This window comes from Puia sp., from assembly GCF_036500295.1.
Taxonomy (GTDB): domain Bacteria; phylum Bacteroidota; class Bacteroidia; order Chitinophagales; family Chitinophagaceae; genus Puia.
The window spans coordinates 1-17,832 of record NZ_DASYCH010000084.1 but is presented as its reverse complement, the minus strand read 5'-3'; the positions used below and the strand labels follow the sequence as shown (position 1 = coordinate 17,832).

Here is a 17,832-nt window from a genome sequence, read left to right as displayed (position 1 = left end):
CGGAGCCGGGGATGGCCGCGGACGGGGCGCGAGTGTTGGCCGCCGCAAATGGCGCCGCTTCCGAATAGCGGGTGATCAATTTCCAGATCCCGGCATCAGTACTGAATACGGCGTTAAGCCCCTGTTCTTCCATCGGCGGGTCGCCGAGCCAGGTGTCGCCCTTCTTCCACATCGTCTGCCCGCGGATGGGCCGTCCTTCGCCGCCAAAGGCCCAGAAGTTGCAGCCCGCGAGCCCCGTGCCGGCCGCGACACTTTCCTTCACCGTCTGGAAGAGGAGGTCGTAATACCGGCCGCGAAGGGTAGCCGGCGAGGCGGGGTCGAAGGACTCGCCGTCGCGTGGAAGCCCAAACTCCTCGATGACCATCGGCTTGCCAAGGCGCCGGGCGACGGCCAGGTGTTTGTCGATATAGCTCCGGGTGTCGGCGAGGATGCGGGGCATGCCCGCGGCGATGGCCGTATCGTGGAAGAAGCCCCAGTTCTTTGGCCAGACATGGATGGTCAGGTAGTCGATATTGCTGCCGGCGTGAATAGCCGTGTAGAGGCCGAGATCGTCGTCCGTGCTGGCCATGCCTTCGGTCCCGGTGGTGACCAGGTGATCGGGGTCGAGGGATTTGATCAGCGCCGCGGTCGCGGCTACCCATTTGCGGTAGCCATCATAGGCCGCAGGGCGCATGGGGCGGGGTTCGTTGGCGAGTTCCCAGGCCATGATGGTCGCATCGGCGGTGTAGGGTTTGCCCGTGATGCTGTTTACCCGGCTGACGAGTTTTTTGGTGAGGCGGTCGTAGTCCGCCATGCAGTCCGCGCAATCGTAGAAGCGGCTTGCCTTATCGCGCATCTCGTCCCAGCTTATTTTGCGGTGCAGGTCGGCGTCGCTCAGGAGGCCGTTCCAGTTGAGATATTGCAGCCAGCCGCCGCTCCAGTCCCAGTTATTCGATAAATAGATGACGGCTTTCATGTTGCGCCGGCCCATCTCGCTCAACACGAAGTCGAGCCCGCGTAGCGCCGCTTCGCTGAACTCGCCTTTCCGCGGCTGGAGGGAGGGACCGACACGCCAGGACCCGTCGATCGCGCCGCTGCCTTCGGCACCGGCAAGGATGCGGAGGTTAGTGACACCGTGGGCCGCGAGGAAGTCCAGTTCCCGTCGCACCCTGGCCCGGCCGGTCGTACCGTTGGCGGCATTGGCGAGCAGGGCGCCCTGCCAGTAGTTGGCGCCGATGTACGCATAGGGTTTCCCATCGATGGTGAAAGCGGTGCCGGTGCGCGTGACGAATCCTTTTGGGGAAGTATGCGTATAGGCGAGGCTGCCGGGCAGTTGGCCGTAGTTGCCGGTTGCTTCGGCTGGTCCGCCGCCCGTGGTCGCCGCAGCAGCGCCATCGGTGTGCACCTCGGCGTCGCGGCCTTCCAGCAATACAATGGCGCGGCGGTCGGCGGAATGGGGCGCCGCTTCGCCTTTGAAGTCTTCGATCCGCACCCCGTCAAAATCTTCGCAATAGATGGCATTCGTAAAATACGCCGGCAGCGTAGAGTCCCAGCGCAGATCGAGACCGCGCACGGTCAGCCCTTTTACATGCCGCGCAAAGAGCGCGGGGATATCGTGTTTGAAGATGCCCTGCCGCGGATCGTTGACGGCGCGGAGATCGAAATTCCCGCCATACTGATCGGTCAGCCGGCCGCGGACAATGGTCAGCTGCACATTCTCAAACCGGATATCCCGTAGCGTGCTTTCCGGCGATCCGTATAAGACGATGCCCTGTTCGCCGCGCGCGATGATATTCGTAAAGCGGATATTGCTCAGCGTGCCCACCTCTTTACTGCCGAGGCCCGGCAGGGCGCTGATATGGATCGGCTCGCCGTGACCCCACCACTGACCCGGGTAGAGCCGCGTGTCGATGATCATATTCGAGAAGAGCATATTGGCGATGTCGCCTTTACGGCGCTGGAAGATGCCGACGCCGCGGTTGCTGCCGGAAATGCGGATATTGTCGAATAGCAGGTTTCCCGAATTGTTATCGTTGAACCCGTTATAGCCTATCCGGATGCCGCAGCTGCGTGACCGGAGGTTGCAGTTGGTGACCTTCAGATCGCTGGTGCTGACGACGGCAATCGCATCGTCACCCGCACGGATATCGCAGTCGGCGATGATCACATTCTTCGAGTCATACATGTCTACGCCGTCACTGTTCGGAACGGCCATATTATTATCGATGGACATCCCGAGTATCTTCGCGTCGTCACAGGCGTTGAGGTCCATCGTCCAGTCGTTGGCGTTGCGCACGGTGATGTCGCGGACGAGTACCCGCTTACAGGCATGGAAGATGATCTGCGTGCCGGGCCGGTCGGCAAACGACCCCTTCCACATCAGGGGCGCCTCGGCCTTGCCCTCGGGCGCGTTCATATAGCCCGTTCCCTGCCGGGTGTATTTGCTGTCTTCTTCGCCGCTGACCTGAACGCTGTCGGCGTACATATAGGCTTCGCTTCGGCCGTCGATGATCCCCGTCCCGGTGATCGAGACATTCTCGGCCCGGTCGGCAAAGATCAGCCCGAGCTTTATCCCACCCGCCCCACTGCCGCAAAAACCATAGTCCTTCTGAAGCAGGTAGTCGTTGGTGTTATCCGAGGCCAGCAGTACCGATCCGGGTTGTAAATGCAGTTGGATATTGCTATACAGGCGGACGGTTCCGATCACATACACGCCTGCCGGCACGACGATGACGCCGCCGCCGGCCTTTACTCCCGCCGCGATGGCCTTGTCTATCGCCCTGGTGTCGTTTGTCCTGCCGTCGCCTTTTGCCCCATAGGTGCGGATGTTGAAAACAGCTCCCGCCGGACCCTGGCCTTGAAGCGCCAGGGTCAACAGCAGGGAACATAGCAGGGTAACAGACGGAAGGAATGCTCGCATTACAAACTATTTGGTGATTCTCTTGCGGTTATTTGATCCTTACCATCCGGAAATTACAGATGGAAAAATTACTTACGCTGGGGTTATTGTCCTTCAGCATGAACTCCATGATCATCGGGTCGGAGAAGGCGAAGCCCTGCAGGTTACCCCATTTGCTCAGCGGGGCGGTAAAGGTCTGCCATTTGCCGCCGGTAGTGAAGGGATACGTATTATTCCCGCTGACATCGAAGAAGTACTCCTTGAAGTTACCGCTATTAAAACACATATACAACGTCAGCGGCATCGCGGGAAGCGTGGCGGGGGTATATAGCTCGAACTTGACGGCGTAGTTCACATACTGTGAGGGGTCGCTTACGAGTTCGGCGGGCATCGCGCAGTTGTTGCTGCAGAAGGGGTCCCAGGCATAGCCGCCCTGCCAGTTCTTCGACACTTTGAAATAAGGTCCATTGATGGGCGCCGGGGTAGGTCCGGAAGAGAGGTAACTGCTGCCGTTCCACCCATTGAAATTGGACATATCGAAGAGGAAATTGCGGTTGTCATGAAACCAGGCGACAGTCGGCTGGTTGATATTCAGGGGAGCCGGTCCTTTTACGGTGACCGGTCCCGGCTGGGCGTTGGCGGGTACGATGACCTTTAGCGTGGTTGCCGTCCCGAGTACGACATTGGCCGTCGCGCCGCCGGTGAAGAGGAGGGTCGTGGCGGTGGTGTCGAGATCGTAGAGATCGAAGTTCTGGCCCAGCAGGGTGAGGGTATCGCCTGCGGCGGCCCATTCGTTGAGCATATCGCCGACCTGCAGATCGGGGATCATTACGGTGAAGGTATAGGTGGCGGTCCCGCCTTTTGTCGTCACCGTTAGCGTATTCGACACTTTCTGCGGAATAGCCCGGGGGATCTGTACCGTGATCGAACTATCGGACGCATATATCGTATTATACGGCACCTGCTGGTCATTGAACGTCACCGACTGGGTGGTGCTCAGGTTGGTCCCGTAGATGATCACCCATTGGGTAAAGCTGCCCGTGTCGATGCCGCTGCTGTCGAGGGGCTGGGCGATGCGGGTGATGGTGGGTGTGCCGATCGCCCGCGGGGACGATTTTTTACAGGCGGCGAGCGCGGCGCCGGTGATCAGCAGGGCGGCGAAGCAGCGGAAAAGAAATTTATGACTAAGCATGATTGTTATTTTATTTGTGGATAACCGGCCGGCGGCCGGTCCGATTACCAGCCGGGGTTATTACCGCCAATTGCAGTATTCGTATTTATTTCGTCGGTCGAGATCGGGAACAGCAGGTTGCGGGAGGCCCGAACCTTGGTGAGGCGGTCGTTGCCCTGGATGATGACGCCCAGTTTGTTCATCACCTGCAGGTAAACACCCCAGCGCAGGAGGTCATAGCGGCGTTGCGCCTCGAAGACGAATTCGCGACCCCGTTCTTCGAAGATGAAACTGCGCAGCTGGTCCTGCGAGAGACCCAGGGGCGTGGGGCTGGCATGGCTGCGGAGGCGAACGCTATCGACATATTTATAGGCGGCCGGAGTAGGTCCGTTGACCTCGTTCTCGGCTTCGGCATACGTCAGCATGATCTCCGCGTAGCGCAGCATGGGGAAGAAATTATCCGAGTTGCTGGGTCCCGGGTCGTTGACATAGCTGTATTTATTCGAATAGGCGCGATCGTAATAGGTTCCGTTCCACATATAGGTGTTGCCGGACCCGTCGGTTTTATACAGCGCCGTGTCCTGCTGCGGATAGAGGATATAGTTGGTATACTGTGGCTGGCGGTAGTCAACGATGTACTGGTGAGCGACGCCTTTGAGGACACGGTCGTCGTTATGTTCATAATCGTTGTAATGGTTATCGGTCATCCAGGTGGCGGCGACCCCGCTGCGGTCGGGCATCGCGGCGTTGAAATAATAGAAGAGATTTGTTTCCAGGTTGGCATCGGCTGTCTGCGCCTGGATCTCCCACATATGTTCTTTCTGGTTGCGGCCGGCGACCTGCCAGATATCCATGAAATTCGGGAACAGCGAATATTGTCCGTCGCCGAGGATCTCCAGGCTCTTCATCCGGGCGCTGTCGAAATAGGCGCGGCTGTCGAAACCCTCATAGCCCGCCACGACATCCTTGGTGTAGGTATAGGGCGCATTGTCCTGGCCGCCGCGGATCGTCAGGGAGGCGCCTTTCAGCGATCCGGAGGCCATCGTCAAATACGCCTTTGCCAGGAAGGCGGAGGCGACATCGCGCGTGACGCGGCCTTTCTCTCCCGACCGGCTGTCACTGGCGGGGAACAGCATCGATTCTGCCGTCTTGAAATCATTTATCGCCACATTGAACACCTCTGCCACGGAAGACTTCGGCATATTGGGTTTATCGCCGGAAGCCACCGTCTTCAGATGCACGGGGACGGCGCCATAGATGCGAACGAGGTCGAAATACGCCCAGCCCCGGAGGAAGGTCGCCTCGCCCATGAGACGTTTCTTCAGATCGGCGTCCATCGGAGTGTTGACGATATTCTCGAGGACGTCGTTGGCGCGGCTGATCAGGAGATAGTGGTCGCTCCAGATGTTATTGATCCCCCAGAAGGCCGAGGGGTTACCGGCGCCGATATTCCCGAGGAACCAGTCCGCGCCCATCGCATGATCGCAGTCCAGGTCGATCAGCCAATAGGATTGTTTCATGAGGCCATAGCCCCAGAACGTGTTATAGATGCCGTTCACGGCCGCGGTCGCATCGCCGGCGTCCTTATAGAAATTCTCCGAGGACAGGAAGCTGTAGGGCTGTTCCTTGAGCACTTTCTTACAGGAAGTGGACAGCAGGAAAAGCGCCGGTATCAGGATAAAAACGAACTTTTTCATGGCAAACATTTTTAGAAGATGCATTGTACACCCAGGTTATACACTTTCGAACTCGGATAGCCGCCCATATCGACACCACGGCGGGAAGGGTCATCGCCATAGCCATTGGTATCGGGGTCGAACCCGCTGTATTTAGTTATCGTCACGAGGTTGCTGGCGGTGGCGAAGATGCGGATGCTCTGGATGAAATGGATTTTCGGCCGGAGGTTGTAGCCCAGCGTCAAGTTGCGCAGGCGGATGTAGGAGCCGTTTTCGATAAAGCGGCGGGTGAATTTAAACTGCCGCCAGTATTGCTGTTCGGCCTTGGGACTCTTTGCATGTTCCCAGTTGGTGAAGGTCCAGCGATCGTCCCACATCTTCTGGGTGATGTTGTTGAAGCCCCCGATATTGGACAGGTAGTAGGTGTTCATGTTGATGATGTCATTGCCATAGACGCCCTGGATGAGGAAGTTCATGTCGAAGTCTTTCCAGGTGAAGCTGTTGGTGATGCCATAGGTAAAGGTCGGATTGACGTTCCCGATCAGGGTCTGGTCTTTGGCCGTGATGGCGCCGTCGTGGTCGAGGTCTTTATAGCGGATCTCGCCGACGGTCCTTTTGATGATGGCATCCGGTTGCCCCGCCATGACCGGGTCGGCCCGGACCTCCGCTTCGTTGCGATAGATATCCTGTTCGACATAACCGTACAACGCGCCAATCGGTTGACCCACTTTCTGGATGAACGGCTGGTCGCCGTTGGTATTGATGCGGGTGGCGAACTGTTCGGTAACTCCGCCGCCGAGCGACACGATCTTGTTGCGATTGAACGCAATATTCGCCGAGAGGTTCCAGTTGAAATCCTTTGTCGTCACGGGGATGGCTGCGACGCTCAGCTCCAGGCCTCTGTTGGCCACTTCGCCGCGGTTGACCAGTTGGGTGCCGTAGCCCGTGGTGGGCGGGATAGTGATATTCTGGAGCAGATCGTGGGTGCGTTTGTAGTAGATATCGCCATGGAAGGTGATCCTGTTCTTGAGGAAGGCGAGGTCGAGACCGGCGTCGTACTGGTCGGTGGTCTCCCACTTCAGATCCACATTGCCCGGACCGGCATAGTAGTCGTTGGCATATCCGTTGGCAAGCGATCCGTTAAAGGTATAGGGATAGGGGACCAGTTTCGAGAGGGTCATGTAGGGGCCGACACCCTGATTGCCCGTTCGACCATAGCTGACCCGCAGCTTTGCGTCGCTGAGGGTGGACAGCAGGCTTTGGAAGAAGGGTTCGTTGGACAGGTGCCAGGCGAAAGCGCCGGATGGAAAGGATGACCACCGGTTGCGAGGCTGGAACTTGCTGGTCCCGTCATCCCGGAACGAAAGGGTGAACAGATAGCGGTCGTTAATATTATCGGTTACCCGTGCCAAGAAGGACACGAGGTCCGACCGGGTTTTGTTGGTATTGAGGACGGGGATGTTCTGTCCACCGTTCATATTATTGTCCTGCAGCGCGTCGTTCACGAAATTGCTGGCTTGTTCGTTCTTGGTCGAACTTTGGTCGTCCTCGTAGGTGAAACCACCCGTGAACTGCAGTTGGTGGTTGCCAAGGGTGCGGGCGAAGTTGAGCAGGCTCTCCGAGGTGATCGAGTTGTACCAGCCCTGGGACTGGTAGGCGAGACCGAGAAAGGAAAGCCCTTCATAGACGGTGCGGGGATAATATTGCTCGCGTTGGTTGTTGTAGTAGCTGATGCCGATGTTCTGCCGGAAGGTGAGCCCTTTGGCGATCTTGGCTTCGAGGTAGTTGGAGGAGAAGATATTGGTTACGCCGATCTGGTTCTTGACGCTGTGGACATAGACATAGGGGTTGGACACCTCCGTGGCCGCGGTGTACTGGTTGGTCGCGCTGTCCCGCAGGGGAGCCGTCGGGGAGAAGGCCAGCGATGCTTTTACGACCCCTACCCCGCCGTTGAGGTCTTCGTTGTTTGTCTTCACCAGTTGATTCGTGCTGCGGGTGAAGCTGGTGTTCGAGCCTACCGTCAGCCATTTCTTTACGTTGCGGGTCAGGTTGGCGCGGATGCCCATTTGTTTAAAGCGGGAGTCCTGGATCACGCCGGTCTGGTCGAGATAGCTGCCGGAGAGGAGGTAGCTGCCCGCATCGTTGGCGCCTGAAACGTTGAGCGTATAGTTGTTGGTGATGCCGGTGTGGAAGATCTCTTTCTGCCAATCCGTGCTTTTGCCGATAAAGTCTTTCGGCCCGGGAAAGTACACCGTTGAGTCGGGGTTTGTCGGCGACTGCTGGAGCTGACCGGGGAAGGGAAGCGTGCGTGCCGTGGGGCCGGGTTCGAAGTAGTTGGCGTTGCTTACCGCTTCATTCTGCATGGAGGCATAGCCGAAGGCGTTTAGCATCTTTATCTCGCGGATCACTTTGGATACCGACGTATTGGCGTTTAGTTCGATGCGGTCTTCGCCCTTCTTGCCTTTTTTTGTCGTGATGATGACGACCCCGTTTGCGCCGCGCGAGCCATAGATGGCTGTGGCGCTGGCATCCTTGAGGACGGTGATCGATTCGATATCGTTGGGGTTGATAAAGGAAAGCGCGTTGACGGTGGATTGTTCGCTGCCGTTTACGGAGGCGGGGGTGGCGTCGCTGTTGCCGATGACATAGGGAATCCCGTCGACGACGTACAGTGGCTGGGTTCCGATGAAGGAGTTGGAGCCGCGGATCGTGATGTTCAGTCCGGCGCCCGGTGCGCCATCGCTTTGGCTGACGACTACGCCCGAGAGCTTGCCCTGCATCCCCGACACGATGTTCGTTGGATTGCCTTTGAGGAGTTCGTTGCCGGAGAGCGTTTCCACTGATCCGGTAAGGTCTTTCTTCTTCACCGTGCCATAGGCTACGACAACGACGTCGCCGAGATTGTTGCTCGCGGCTTTTAGGACGATGACCCCGGCATCCGCGCCTTTTACGGGTTGCTCCTGGCTTTGCATGCCGACATAGGAGACGACCAGCGTTTGTTTGCCGGCGGGTACGGCGAGTTTAAAATGACCGGTGGCGTCCGTGGCGGTGGAAGCGGAGGCGGGGGCGGCGGTGCTTTTTACGTTGGTGCTCGAAGGGGAGCCGCTTTTTACCGTGACGGTGGCGCCGGCGAGGGGGTTCCCTTTTTCATCCTGTACGGTACCGGTCACCGGCCGGGACTGGGCGCGGGCCCGCGGGACGAGCGCTATCAGCAGCAGAAGGAATAGGGCCGAAGCAGAGATCAATTTTCGCATGAGAAGCAATTTGGGCAAACTTAGAAAGGATTTGCCCTTGGGGATGATGCGATTTTATCCACCCATTGACCTCTGTTCGCCGATATGCGGGCGCGCACACCGAATGCCGTAAACCCCGGCCGCTTTATTTCGGTTTTCATCGGATCTCATCGGCTATCAACAGTTCTTATCGGCTATCGCTTGTTCAAGAATCTGGCAAAGCCCAGCGCTACGATCAGCCCGATGATCCCCTGCGCCAGCACCGTTACCGGCGCGCCGGCGTGCTCGGAGACGGCGCCGATGAGCAGGCTGCCCAGCGGCATCATCCCGAAGATGGCCATCAGCAGGATACCGATCACGCGGCCCCGCATTTCGGGCGCCGATTCGGATTGGACGAAGATGTTGGAGATGGTAAACTGGGCGACGGACCCGAAACCGGCGAGCACCGCGAAGAACAGCGCCAGCGGGAAATTCGTTGCCTGTGAGAAGCAGATCAACCCCACTCCCAGGATCAGCGTACTGACGAATAATATCTTTTTTAAATGTGCGCCGGGTTTGCGCGAGGCGAGGTAGATCGTGCCGATGACGGATCCTACGCCGACAAAGCTGTTGATATAGCCGAAAGTCGTCGCGTCTCCTTTAAAGATCTCTTTGGCGAAGATGGGCAGCACCGTGTTGTAGGGAAGCACCAGCAGGCTGATGATCCCCAGCATCAGGATGATGAAACCGATGTCGGGTCGTTGTTTCAGGTAGTCAAATCCTTCGGCGAAGTCCGCCAGCGCTTTCTTCTCTTTTTTCCTTGGCGTAAGGGCGGGCAGCTTCATCAGCAGCAGGGAGAGGATCACGGCCCCAAAACTTGCGGCGTTGATCAGAAAACAGGTGGCCGCGTCAAATGCGCTCAATACGATCCCCGCCAGTGCGGGTCCGAGCAGCTGGGCGAGGCTGGCCGTAGCCGTGGTCAGGGATAGGGCGTTGGGGAGGTCGGCCTTGTCGGCAACGACGTCATTGACCAGGGCCTGCCGGGCGGGGACGTCAAAGGCGTTGATGATCCCCAGGAGTACGCTCAGGACCAGGATCGCCCATACGACGTCGTGGCCCGAATACGCCAGCGCGGCGAGCAGTACCGACTGGATCATCGAGGCGATCTGGGTGATCTTGATCACCTTGTACCGGTCATAGCGATCTGCGGCAACCCCGCCGGCGACAGAAAACAGGAAGGAGGGGAATATCTCGGCGAAGATGGTCACCCCGATCAGAAATGCGGAGTGCGTGATGGAGTAGACGAGCCAGATCACGGCGGTGCGCTGCATCCAGGTACCGAATTGCGAGACCGCCCGGCCGATAAAATAGAGGGTGTAGTTAAGACTGCGGAACGCCCTGAACAGATTCAGCTCGCTTACTTTTTTCATCGCCCGGCAAAAATAAGAAGTTGTTCCGCGTTAAAATAAAAAAAGACCACCCAATACCGAAGTAAGGATGGCCTTGACGAAGTAAGGAGGCCTTGACCCTGGAGTCTATAGTTCGGTCACCAACTTATCGACAAACCTTTTTGTCATCGCGGTGATGTTTGCGTCATAGTTGCTGAGGTGTTGTTTGGTCATCTTGCGCAGCGACTGAAACATTCCCAGGGTGAGGTTCTTTTCGTTGTCGGCGATGGTGATCGTTCCCTTTTTGAGTTCTTCGTTATTGCTGCCGAGAAGGCGGTAGGCGACGACCATATCCTTCGTCGTGGGTTGGACCGATAGCTTCTCCCAGCCCACCGCCGTCACGATCACCCAGATCAGGTGACCTTTGTCGTCCAGCAGAAAGGCCTGCGGCAGTTGTTCGATCTTTAGCTCGAGGTGATAGCCGGTAATCTTCTGTTTCAGTCCATGGCCGGCGTAGGCGAATACCGTCGAAGTGAAATTGTTTATTCCTATCTCCGGGTTGAGGGTACAGGTATTCCGGTAATCGAACTGCCAGTAGAAAAGCAGGGGCAGCAGGTGGCTCCAGTTCTTTTGGGTCTCGGACAACTTCACGCCCGATTCCGGCAGGGCCGAAGAGATGGCGATCGGTTCATTCTTTTTTCGCGGGGGATCGGCGGGTGGCTCGTCCCGGTAATGTTGGGCTACCCATTTATTGATCTTATGCGGACCGAGACAGCTGGAGAGTCCAAAAACGACAACGGCGCCCAATAGAAGGGTCAACGCCTTTCTTGCACCAAAACGAACCATAGGGTGTTAAAACTTTAGGGGTTAAAAATCAGGGCGCAAATTAGCAAAATATTCGCCGCAGCGTCGGGAAATTGCGGAAGCGTGTAGAAATGAGGGATAGCCGTGTTGATTTTGCGAATGATCGTGAAGACAGGCCCCGATTAATTTTGTATTTTTGATCGTCCTTTTTTAGCCGGGACAACGCAAGACCATGAATGACAACCAAACTATTTCGACCGATCCACCATTTGAGTTCCGGGAGCTGACCCGCGAGGATAGCCCCATCATCGTTCCGATCGCCAATAAATTACATCCTGCCATGGACCCCAAAAAAGTTCGGGCCTATCTCACCGAGATGTTCGATCTGCCCACCTATCACTGCTTTGGCCTCTGGCAGGCGGGGAAACTGGTTGCGATGTCGAATGGGTGGATAACGGTTCGCTTCTACTCAGGGAAACAGTTGGAGGTCGACAATGTGATCGTCGACCCCACCTTGCGCTCACAGGGCGTAGGGAAATACTTCTTCGCCTGTATCCAGGACTGGGCACATCAGCACGAATGCAAGACGATCGAACTAAATACCTTTGTACAGAATAGCAAATCGCATAAGTTCTATTACAATGAGGGGTATGCCATTCTGGGATTTCATTTTCAAAAAGTGTTGTGAGCGGGTCTCCCGAAAAATCATGAAAAAAACCATCACCTCCGCCTTCTTAGCCGCATTAGTCAGCCTGGCTGCCTCGGTCACTGCACACGCTCAAACTCTACCGAAATCGCAGGACCTGTATAATGCGATCGTCCATATGGACAGCGTCTACTTCAACGCCTACAACAGCTGCGACATGGAGAAACAGGCGGCTATCTATGCCGACAGCATCGAATTTTACCATGATGGCAGCGGGTTGGAAACCTCCAAAAAGGCGCTTCTGGCCGCGATAAAGGAAAATATCTGCGGCAAGGTGACGCGGGTGTTGGTAAAGGGGAGTATCGAGGTTCATCCGATACCAAATTTTGGCGCCGTTGAGATCGGGCTTCATCAATTCGTCAATCACGCGGAGAATAACTCGCTATCGAAGCCGGATAAGTTTATCGTCATCTGGCGGTTGAGAAAAGGGCAGTGGCAGATAACGCGGGTGATCAGCCTGCATGCCGGGAACCAATAAAACAACGGTTAGTAAATAAAGGATTTTACGGTATAATTTTTTTCGTCCTCCATATCGGTTTCTTTGACCAGGCGGCCGTGATCGTCGTAACCGTAACTAATGGTAATTGTTCTTGTAGGATTGCCTGTATACGTAATGACTTGTGTGGAAGGCAAATTTTTCGCCGGCACCGGGATATTCGTGGGAAGGGCAACCGGCAGCGGACCTGGCTTGTCTGTATACGTATATTCGGCAATATATTGATACGACTTTTGTTCGTCGTTTTGAATAGTCTTGATGGTATTCCCATTGTTGTCATTCGTATACGAAACCCGCATAAAGACACTTTGTATACCTTGATAACCCCACTGGAGAGTTAGCTTGCTCAGGAAGTTGCCGTTAAATTCATATTTCCCCGTCAGCGTGTCAGCCAGACCCTCCGTTCGAAAAGTACTGTCGACCTGTCCGTCTTTGAAAAAGTCTACCTCATGGACGGAGGGCTGGCCGCCCGACGCAAAGTCCCATACCACGCTGGTACTTGTGGGATAGGAATAGGTATACTTATACCTTGACGAAATGGCGCTGGCCAGTCTGCCGGCGTTGTCATAGCTGATGTGAAAGGAATCCGAATTGGAAGTAAGCGACGAATGATACTCTGCGATGTAAAGCTTGACCTGATTTTCGGCAGGGGTGCTGTTAACGGCAGTTTTCGGGCTGCTGTTCTTCTTGCAGGAAACAAAGAAACAAAAGGCCACTAAGACGGTTAGCAGGGTGGTGCGACTCATAAGGGGTTAATTTCAGCCGCGAAAATAATAAAACCCGGGGCGTTTGTACCGGCAAGTTGACATCATTACACCGCCGTGTTCAAAAGCGGGAAATTCGTGTCGATATAGCCGGCCGGCGTTATCGTAGTCATAGCTGAATGTGATCGCTGCAGCGTCTCACCGTTCTTGATCCGGGTTACAGCTCGCCTTTTAATCAGAGAAAACCGACAGGCTGTGCCTATTCCCGTGGTAATGGTCTATATAGTTTAGTTGGGATCGAAGAGAAAATTGTGTATTTTTTCGAATAGAATGACCATTAACCCTAAAGAGAAATTCGATGTTTTATATTTTTGGTAGAAGAGTCGCTAAAATTGCCAAATATACGGACCAAGAGAATATTTGTTACCCGTGTAAGGCCTTTGAACGAGAAGTCACTGTATACATGCCTTATTTTCATCTCAGTTTTATCCCGGTTTTCCCAATTGGTAAGAAGCGTTTTGAAATACGATGTACAAAGTGTGGCGATGATACCAGGTCTGAGATTTTAGTTAGGAAATATGAAAAAGTTGCAAGAACCCCTCTCTATCTTTTTTCAGCACCAATTCTGGCCGTTGTCATTGGAGCATTTTGGATCTTTTGGAACAGCAACAATCAAAAGAACAACGCTGAATATGTGGCAAATCCTAAGGTGGGCGATGTTTATACGATTAGCGAGCATAGAAATGACGGAACGACCTATTATTTCTTGCGATTAGCCGAAATCAAGGGCGACACGGTACTGGCTATTCATAGTAGTTTGGAGTATAACTACTTTGTCAATACCATAACTGGCGATGATCATTTCGTTAAAGATGACACCTCTATCTATGTGAGACAGGAGCTTAAAGGGATGCTTGAAAAAGGAGAGATTTACATGGTAAGACGTAACTATGGTAAGGGCAGCGGATTCAATCAAATTAAGTGAAGGTGCGGTTTTATATCTTAGGTCATGCCGATGTGCTGGAATTGTGTGACGCTAATAGTATCGCAAGGATTGTTATCAATAATAATTCACCGAATACCTTTGTGCTGGAAAAAGGAAGGCAAGACACCAAAGAATATGAGATTTCGGCAAATAGCGAGGTCCAGATTGGAATCCCACGGACACCGCTAAATCGGTTCCTTATCGAAAAAATGATCGCCCGCTTCCGCGATCTGGATAACATAAAGAGGGTTTATCATTATGGGCAGACGAGAGCCAATGAATTTAGCCTGATACTTGGTTTCGAATTAGCGAGAAGTTGAGAAAGTGGGAAAAAGGCTGTAATTGATTTGGCCCACGATGTCATTGACCATGAAGAATTACCCAATCCTCTTGACATATTTTTTGTCGAGACGGAAGAGTGGGTAGGGCAAATTATGGCGATTGAAGGGAGTTTGATTTATAAGATCTGATAGACATGTGTAGCTTATGAGAGTAGGCAGGAACCGATATTGTCCGGCTTTCACACTCCGGCGGCAGTAAAGACTACGCCCAGCCGATCATCGTCTTATGATCCCGGCCGCCGAAATAATGGCGTCGCTATGAAATCTTGTTAAAATTTCGCATATTTGTTGGCGATGCTTTCCCTACTCTAAACCCTTGCCATGAACAATTTCCCCCAAAAGCTAAAGCTTATCTACCTGCCTTTTATTGCGCTCGGCCTAACCATCATCGGCGGTTACACTTTTCTCAATTGGCTGCTGCTCATCAAATTTCAAGTATTCTCGGTCAACGGGGAGATCATCAATCTCTGGATCCCGATATTCCTTCCTTTCATCCCCGGATTCATCTGGCTCCAGCGTCGGGTGAAATTGCTGCGACTAAAAACCCGTAGCGGTGATCTGCCTGGTCTATACGTAATTATCGCCTGCTTTGGCATCGCGGCGCCCACCCTGGTTGCGCAATCCTATCTTCAAACCGCGTCCGGCAAGCTCACCGCTTTACAGAATATCAACAACATCGGCCAACAGGCGCCCACAAAATATTATACGTTAAAAACCTTCTACATTGACAAGGCGCATTCCGGGGCAAAGGCGATCTTCAAGACAAGCGGCAAAAACGACGAACATCTTGAAATGGATCTGTGCTTCGTCTCGCCGATTCTTGTGTCGGCGGCAGATACGGGGAAGGGCACTTGCCTGGCCTGGTTGGGAGTCAAGTATCACCAGCAGATCAGCAACAGTCTTTCGGAGAATGCGAAGAAGGCCTTGTATCAGGCTTTCGCCGAAGGGAGCGAAGCCAATTTTGAAAAACGCGATCTCGCTGATTTCACTTATCTCGATATGATCGGCAACAACGACGACCATCGCGGGTATCGGGCCGCAATCAAGCAAAATAAACAAGTCTCCGGCAACCGCGACCTCGTTTTAGTCCCCATCGATGGGTCTTTTGAAGCCCGGAATGGGAACAAACTCCCGTGGATATTCGGATCCTTTGCCATCGGCGCCGGCGTCTGGCTGATCATGATCCTGATCCCCGCATTGAATGAAGACAATGTCAAAAAGTTGCAGAGTGGAAAGACCCGGTCGAAGGGGGATGCCAGGGACGTATTTAGTCTATTGCTTCCGCGGGAGGGCTATTTCATAACACCGATCATCGCCGATCTGAACATCCTGATCTTTGTTGCCATGGTCTTCGCCGGTCTGGGCTTTCTTTCATTCGATGCCCCTGATCTCCTAGCCTGGGGCGCCGACTACAAACCCTCGGTAGCGGGTGGACAGTGGTGGCGGCTGATCACCAGCATCTTCCTGCATGGCGGCCTGATCCATGTGTTCGCCAATACCTTTGGTCTCGTCTTCGCCGGGCTCTTCCTCGAACCCAAACTGGGCAGAGTCAAATTTGCCGGCGTCTATCTGGCGGTCGGCGTGCTGGCCAGTCTCACCAGTCTCTGGTGGCACAATGCCACCGTGAGCGTCGGCGCTTCAGGTGCCATCTTCGGCCTCTACGGAACACTGCTGGCCCTGATTCTGACAAAGGTGTATCCCCGGGACTTCGGCAAGGCCTTCCTCCCCAGCATTCTGATCTTCATTGGCTATAATTTGCTGATGGGGCTTAGAGGTTCCGTCGACAATGCCGCGCATCTCGGCGGCCTGGTAAGCGGGTTTGTGATCGGGTTGCTGTTGTCGCAGCGGATGAGGACAGAGGTGAATGAAATTACACCGGCTCCGTTGGAAAATCCCTCAAATGGATCTGTTTGATAGCCCTATATCCAAAACGCTCGGAAGCCGGTCATTAGTGTGTTGGGTAAATAGCAGGGCTATAGTTTGAAGACTACCGGCGCTTTGATCCAGCTATCCACCGGGAGGCCTCCCAAAATAGCCGGTTCGAAATCGTGCAGCAACCGCAGGGCGCGAAGTGCCTCGGCGTCGAGGTGCTTTTCTGCCGGCTGATCAATCCGCACGTCCATCAACTGGCCGGTCTTGCTTATTTTGAGGAGCACCACTACCGTTCCTTGGATCCTGCGGTCGAAATCGTAATCGGGATAGCGGACATTTTTCTTTATGAATTTAGCGTAGGCCGCTGTGCCCCCCGCAAAATCCGCGATTCGCATAAAAACCCTGTCAGGCCGGACCGAGCCGTCCTCGTTGTAAAGGGTGGCGCTGGTTTGCTCTCCCGCCTTGTATACCGCTTTGCCTGCTACCTTGCCGCTGGGATAGTAGCTCGTCCATTCGCCTTCCCGTTCGCCGTTTGTGTTGGCCCCCTTTAACATTTCTTTGCCGTCATCGGAGTAGATCACCTCCTCGCCGTTGGGCTTTCCATTGGTGAAGGTACGGAGGTGGTTCAAAACCCCTTTGCTCGTGAAGACCTTACCTACTCCGCTTTGCACAAGAAGAGAATCGCCGACAAACAGGCCTGTCATTGCGGCGACGCCATTCTCGTAAAATACCTTCACAACAAGACCGCTGTCAGTCTTCAATTTGGTTTCATATGCAACATATTCCTCGTCATCCGGGGTCATCTTCCACTTGACTTTGGACCAGGTGGTGTCTTGTGCAAGTGCCGAAATGCGCATCAGGCTCATAAGGATCAGGGTTAGCAGGGTTGGTTTTAGCATGTGGCAAATATAGAAAAACCAGGTAATACGCTATATTTGATGGCTTATGATTCGTCAGAAACTGGAAACCAATGGAAACGCTTTCATCGAAGCGATATATTCCCCCGGTGAAATGCAGGCCATCGCAGTGGGCGGCGAAGGAGGAATAATAACCTAAGAAATAATTTCTCAATATTATCAATAATATTCCTACTATGTAGCTTGCTGCTCCAATTCCCAAAATTTTTAAGGCATCCTTCCAGTTGTTCGTCTTGTCCAAAATATCAATAGCAACAATCGCCAAACAGATAAATGCACCTATAAAAAGAACAACCGCAAACCAAAAAAAATAGTCAGGGATAACGAAAAATAGCAAGCTGTTGACTATTGGTATGATAATATAAAGAAGCTTATTATTTGTTTTCATCCCTTATTAAATTTGTAATTGGGTCTGTGGAAGAACTCGCCCTATTCCCCATTCAAAAAAAACCATTTCAGCAAAGAAACACCAAATAAATTGCTTGTACACCTATATTATTGACCCTTCTAACAGCTATAAATGGTCGAATTGCAGGCTTGCTGTTATTCCATATTTTTGGCCAATTAGTCCTTTGCTATGCTCCCAGACCTGGTTGGCCAAAATGCCTTTATCGAAATCACTAATCTTGAACACGGTGGACCCAAGTGGGAATTGGGTACCTGCATGTGGAGCCCCTTAAAG

13 protein-coding genes are annotated in these 17,832 nt (G+C 53.9%); 4 read left to right on the top strand and 9 right to left on the bottom strand.

Translation table 11 applies throughout. From position 1 onward, the window contains the following. The 6 genes from VGM48_RS16345 to VGM48_RS16320 form a co-directional block, all read right to left on the bottom strand. Window positions 1-2,899 (bottom strand): glycosyl hydrolase family 28 protein (locus VGM48_RS16345; protein ID WP_331581021.1); only part of this gene is annotated, 2,899 nt, incomplete at its 3' end. A 28-nt stretch (window positions 2,900-2,927) separates the two neighbouring features. Further along, window positions 2,928-4,070, bottom strand: coding sequence for a glycan-binding surface protein (locus VGM48_RS16340; protein WP_331581019.1), 1,143 nt, complete (start codon window positions 4,068-4,070; stop codon window positions 2,928-2,930). Between the two features lie 44 nt (window positions 4,071-4,114). After that, entirely contained in the window at window positions 4,115-5,746 is a 1,632-nt protein-coding gene (locus VGM48_RS16335; RefSeq protein ID WP_331581017.1) for a RagB/SusD family nutrient uptake outer membrane protein, read from the bottom strand. Window positions 5,747-5,757: 11 nt separating this feature from the next. Beyond that, complete coding sequence (locus tag VGM48_RS16330) at window positions 5,758-8,979, bottom strand: TonB-dependent receptor (RefSeq protein ID WP_331581015.1); 3,222 nt, start codon at window positions 8,977-8,979, stop codon at window positions 5,758-5,760. A gap of 173 nt (window positions 8,980-9,152) precedes the next feature. Beyond that, window positions 9,153-10,367 (bottom strand): MFS transporter, encoded by a 1,215-nt coding sequence (locus VGM48_RS16325; protein ID WP_331581013.1) that lies wholly within the window; start codon window positions 10,365-10,367, stop codon window positions 9,153-9,155. Window positions 10,368-10,472: 105 nt separating this feature from the next. Next, window positions 10,473-11,171 (bottom strand): hypothetical protein, encoded by a 699-nt coding sequence (locus tag VGM48_RS16320; protein WP_331581011.1) that lies wholly within the window; start codon window positions 11,169-11,171, stop codon window positions 10,473-10,475. Between the two features lie 190 nt (window positions 11,172-11,361). Between VGM48_RS16320 and VGM48_RS16315 the strand changes: the two genes are divergently transcribed. Both VGM48_RS16315 and VGM48_RS16310 read left to right on the top strand, forming a co-directional pair. Next, entirely contained in the window at window positions 11,362-11,817 is a 456-nt protein-coding gene (locus VGM48_RS16315; RefSeq protein WP_331581009.1) for a GNAT family N-acetyltransferase, read from the top strand. 19 nt (window positions 11,818-11,836) lie between these two features. Then, complete coding sequence (locus tag VGM48_RS16310; protein WP_331581007.1) at window positions 11,837-12,313, top strand: nuclear transport factor 2 family protein; 477 nt, start codon at window positions 11,837-11,839, stop codon at window positions 12,311-12,313. Window positions 12,314-12,321: 8 nt separating this feature from the next. Here the strand turns inward: VGM48_RS16310 and VGM48_RS16305 are convergent, their stop codons facing one another. After that, window positions 12,322-13,077 carry a hypothetical protein gene (locus tag VGM48_RS16305; protein WP_331581005.1) on the bottom strand — a complete coding sequence of 252 codons (756 nt, stop codon included), beginning with the start codon at window positions 13,075-13,077 and terminating at the stop codon, window positions 12,322-12,324. A gap of 421 nt (window positions 13,078-13,498) precedes the next feature. On the opposite strand from VGM48_RS16305, the gene VGM48_RS16300 reads away from it, so the two are divergent. Both VGM48_RS16300 and VGM48_RS16295 read left to right on the top strand, forming a co-directional pair. Then, entirely contained in the window at window positions 13,499-14,020 is a 522-nt protein-coding gene (locus VGM48_RS16300; protein WP_331581003.1) for a hypothetical protein, read from the top strand. A gap of 662 nt (window positions 14,021-14,682) precedes the next feature. Then, entirely contained in the window at window positions 14,683-16,275 is a 1,593-nt protein-coding gene (locus tag VGM48_RS16295) for a rhomboid family intramembrane serine protease (RefSeq protein ID WP_331581001.1), read from the top strand. A gap of 59 nt (window positions 16,276-16,334) precedes the next feature. Here the strand turns inward: VGM48_RS16295 and VGM48_RS16290 are convergent, their stop codons facing one another. Together VGM48_RS16290 and VGM48_RS16285 are read right to left on the bottom strand one after the other, a co-directional pair. Beyond that, a complete protein-coding gene (locus VGM48_RS16290) occupies window positions 16,335-17,132 on the bottom strand; it encodes a TonB family protein (protein WP_331580999.1) in 798 nt (265 codons plus the stop codon). Beyond that, entirely contained in the window at window positions 17,023-17,538 is a 516-nt protein-coding gene (locus tag VGM48_RS16285; RefSeq protein ID WP_331580996.1) for a hypothetical protein, read from the bottom strand. The genes VGM48_RS16290 and VGM48_RS16285 overlap by 110 nt, the downstream gene beginning before the upstream one ends. Between the last annotated feature and the right edge of the window lie 294 nt (window positions 17,539-17,832).

Excerpts from the sequence above, each read along its gene's own strand:
- VGM48_RS16340 (WP_331581019.1), bottom strand. The coding sequence starts at position 4,070 with ATGCTTAGTCATAAATTTCTTTTCCGCTGCTTCGCCGCCCTGCTGATC.
- VGM48_RS16335 (WP_331581017.1), bottom strand. The coding sequence starts at position 5,746 with ATGAAAAAGTTCGTTTTTATCCTGATACCGGCGCTTTTCCTGCTGTCC.
- VGM48_RS16330 (WP_331581015.1), bottom strand. The coding sequence starts at position 8,979 with ATGCGAAAATTGATCTCTGCTTCGGCCCTATTCCTTCTGCTGCTGATA.
- VGM48_RS16325 (WP_331581013.1), bottom strand. The coding sequence starts at position 10,367 with ATGAAAAAAGTAAGCGAGCTGAATCTGTTCAGGGCGTTCCGCAGTCTT.
- VGM48_RS16320 (WP_331581011.1), bottom strand. The coding sequence starts at position 11,171 with ATGGTTCGTTTTGGTGCAAGAAAGGCGTTGACCCTTCTATTGGGCGCC.
- VGM48_RS16315 (WP_331581009.1), top strand. The coding sequence starts at position 11,362 with ATGAATGACAACCAAACTATTTCGACCGATCCACCATTTGAGTTCCGG.
- VGM48_RS16310 (WP_331581007.1), top strand. The coding sequence starts at position 11,837 with ATGAAAAAAACCATCACCTCCGCCTTCTTAGCCGCATTAGTCAGCCTG.
- VGM48_RS16305 (WP_331581005.1), bottom strand. The coding sequence starts at position 13,077 with ATGAGTCGCACCACCCTGCTAACCGTCTTAGTGGCCTTTTGTTTCTTT.
- VGM48_RS16300 (WP_331581003.1), top strand. The coding sequence starts at position 13,499 with ATGCCTTATTTTCATCTCAGTTTTATCCCGGTTTTCCCAATTGGTAAG.
- VGM48_RS16295 (WP_331581001.1), top strand. The coding sequence starts at position 14,683 with ATGAACAATTTCCCCCAAAAGCTAAAGCTTATCTACCTGCCTTTTATT.
- VGM48_RS16290 (WP_331580999.1), bottom strand. The coding sequence starts at position 17,132 with ATGCTAAAACCAACCCTGCTAACCCTGATCCTTATGAGCCTGATGCGC.
- VGM48_RS16285 (WP_331580996.1), bottom strand. The coding sequence starts at position 17,538 with ATGAAAACAAATAATAAGCTTCTTTATATTATCATACCAATAGTCAAC.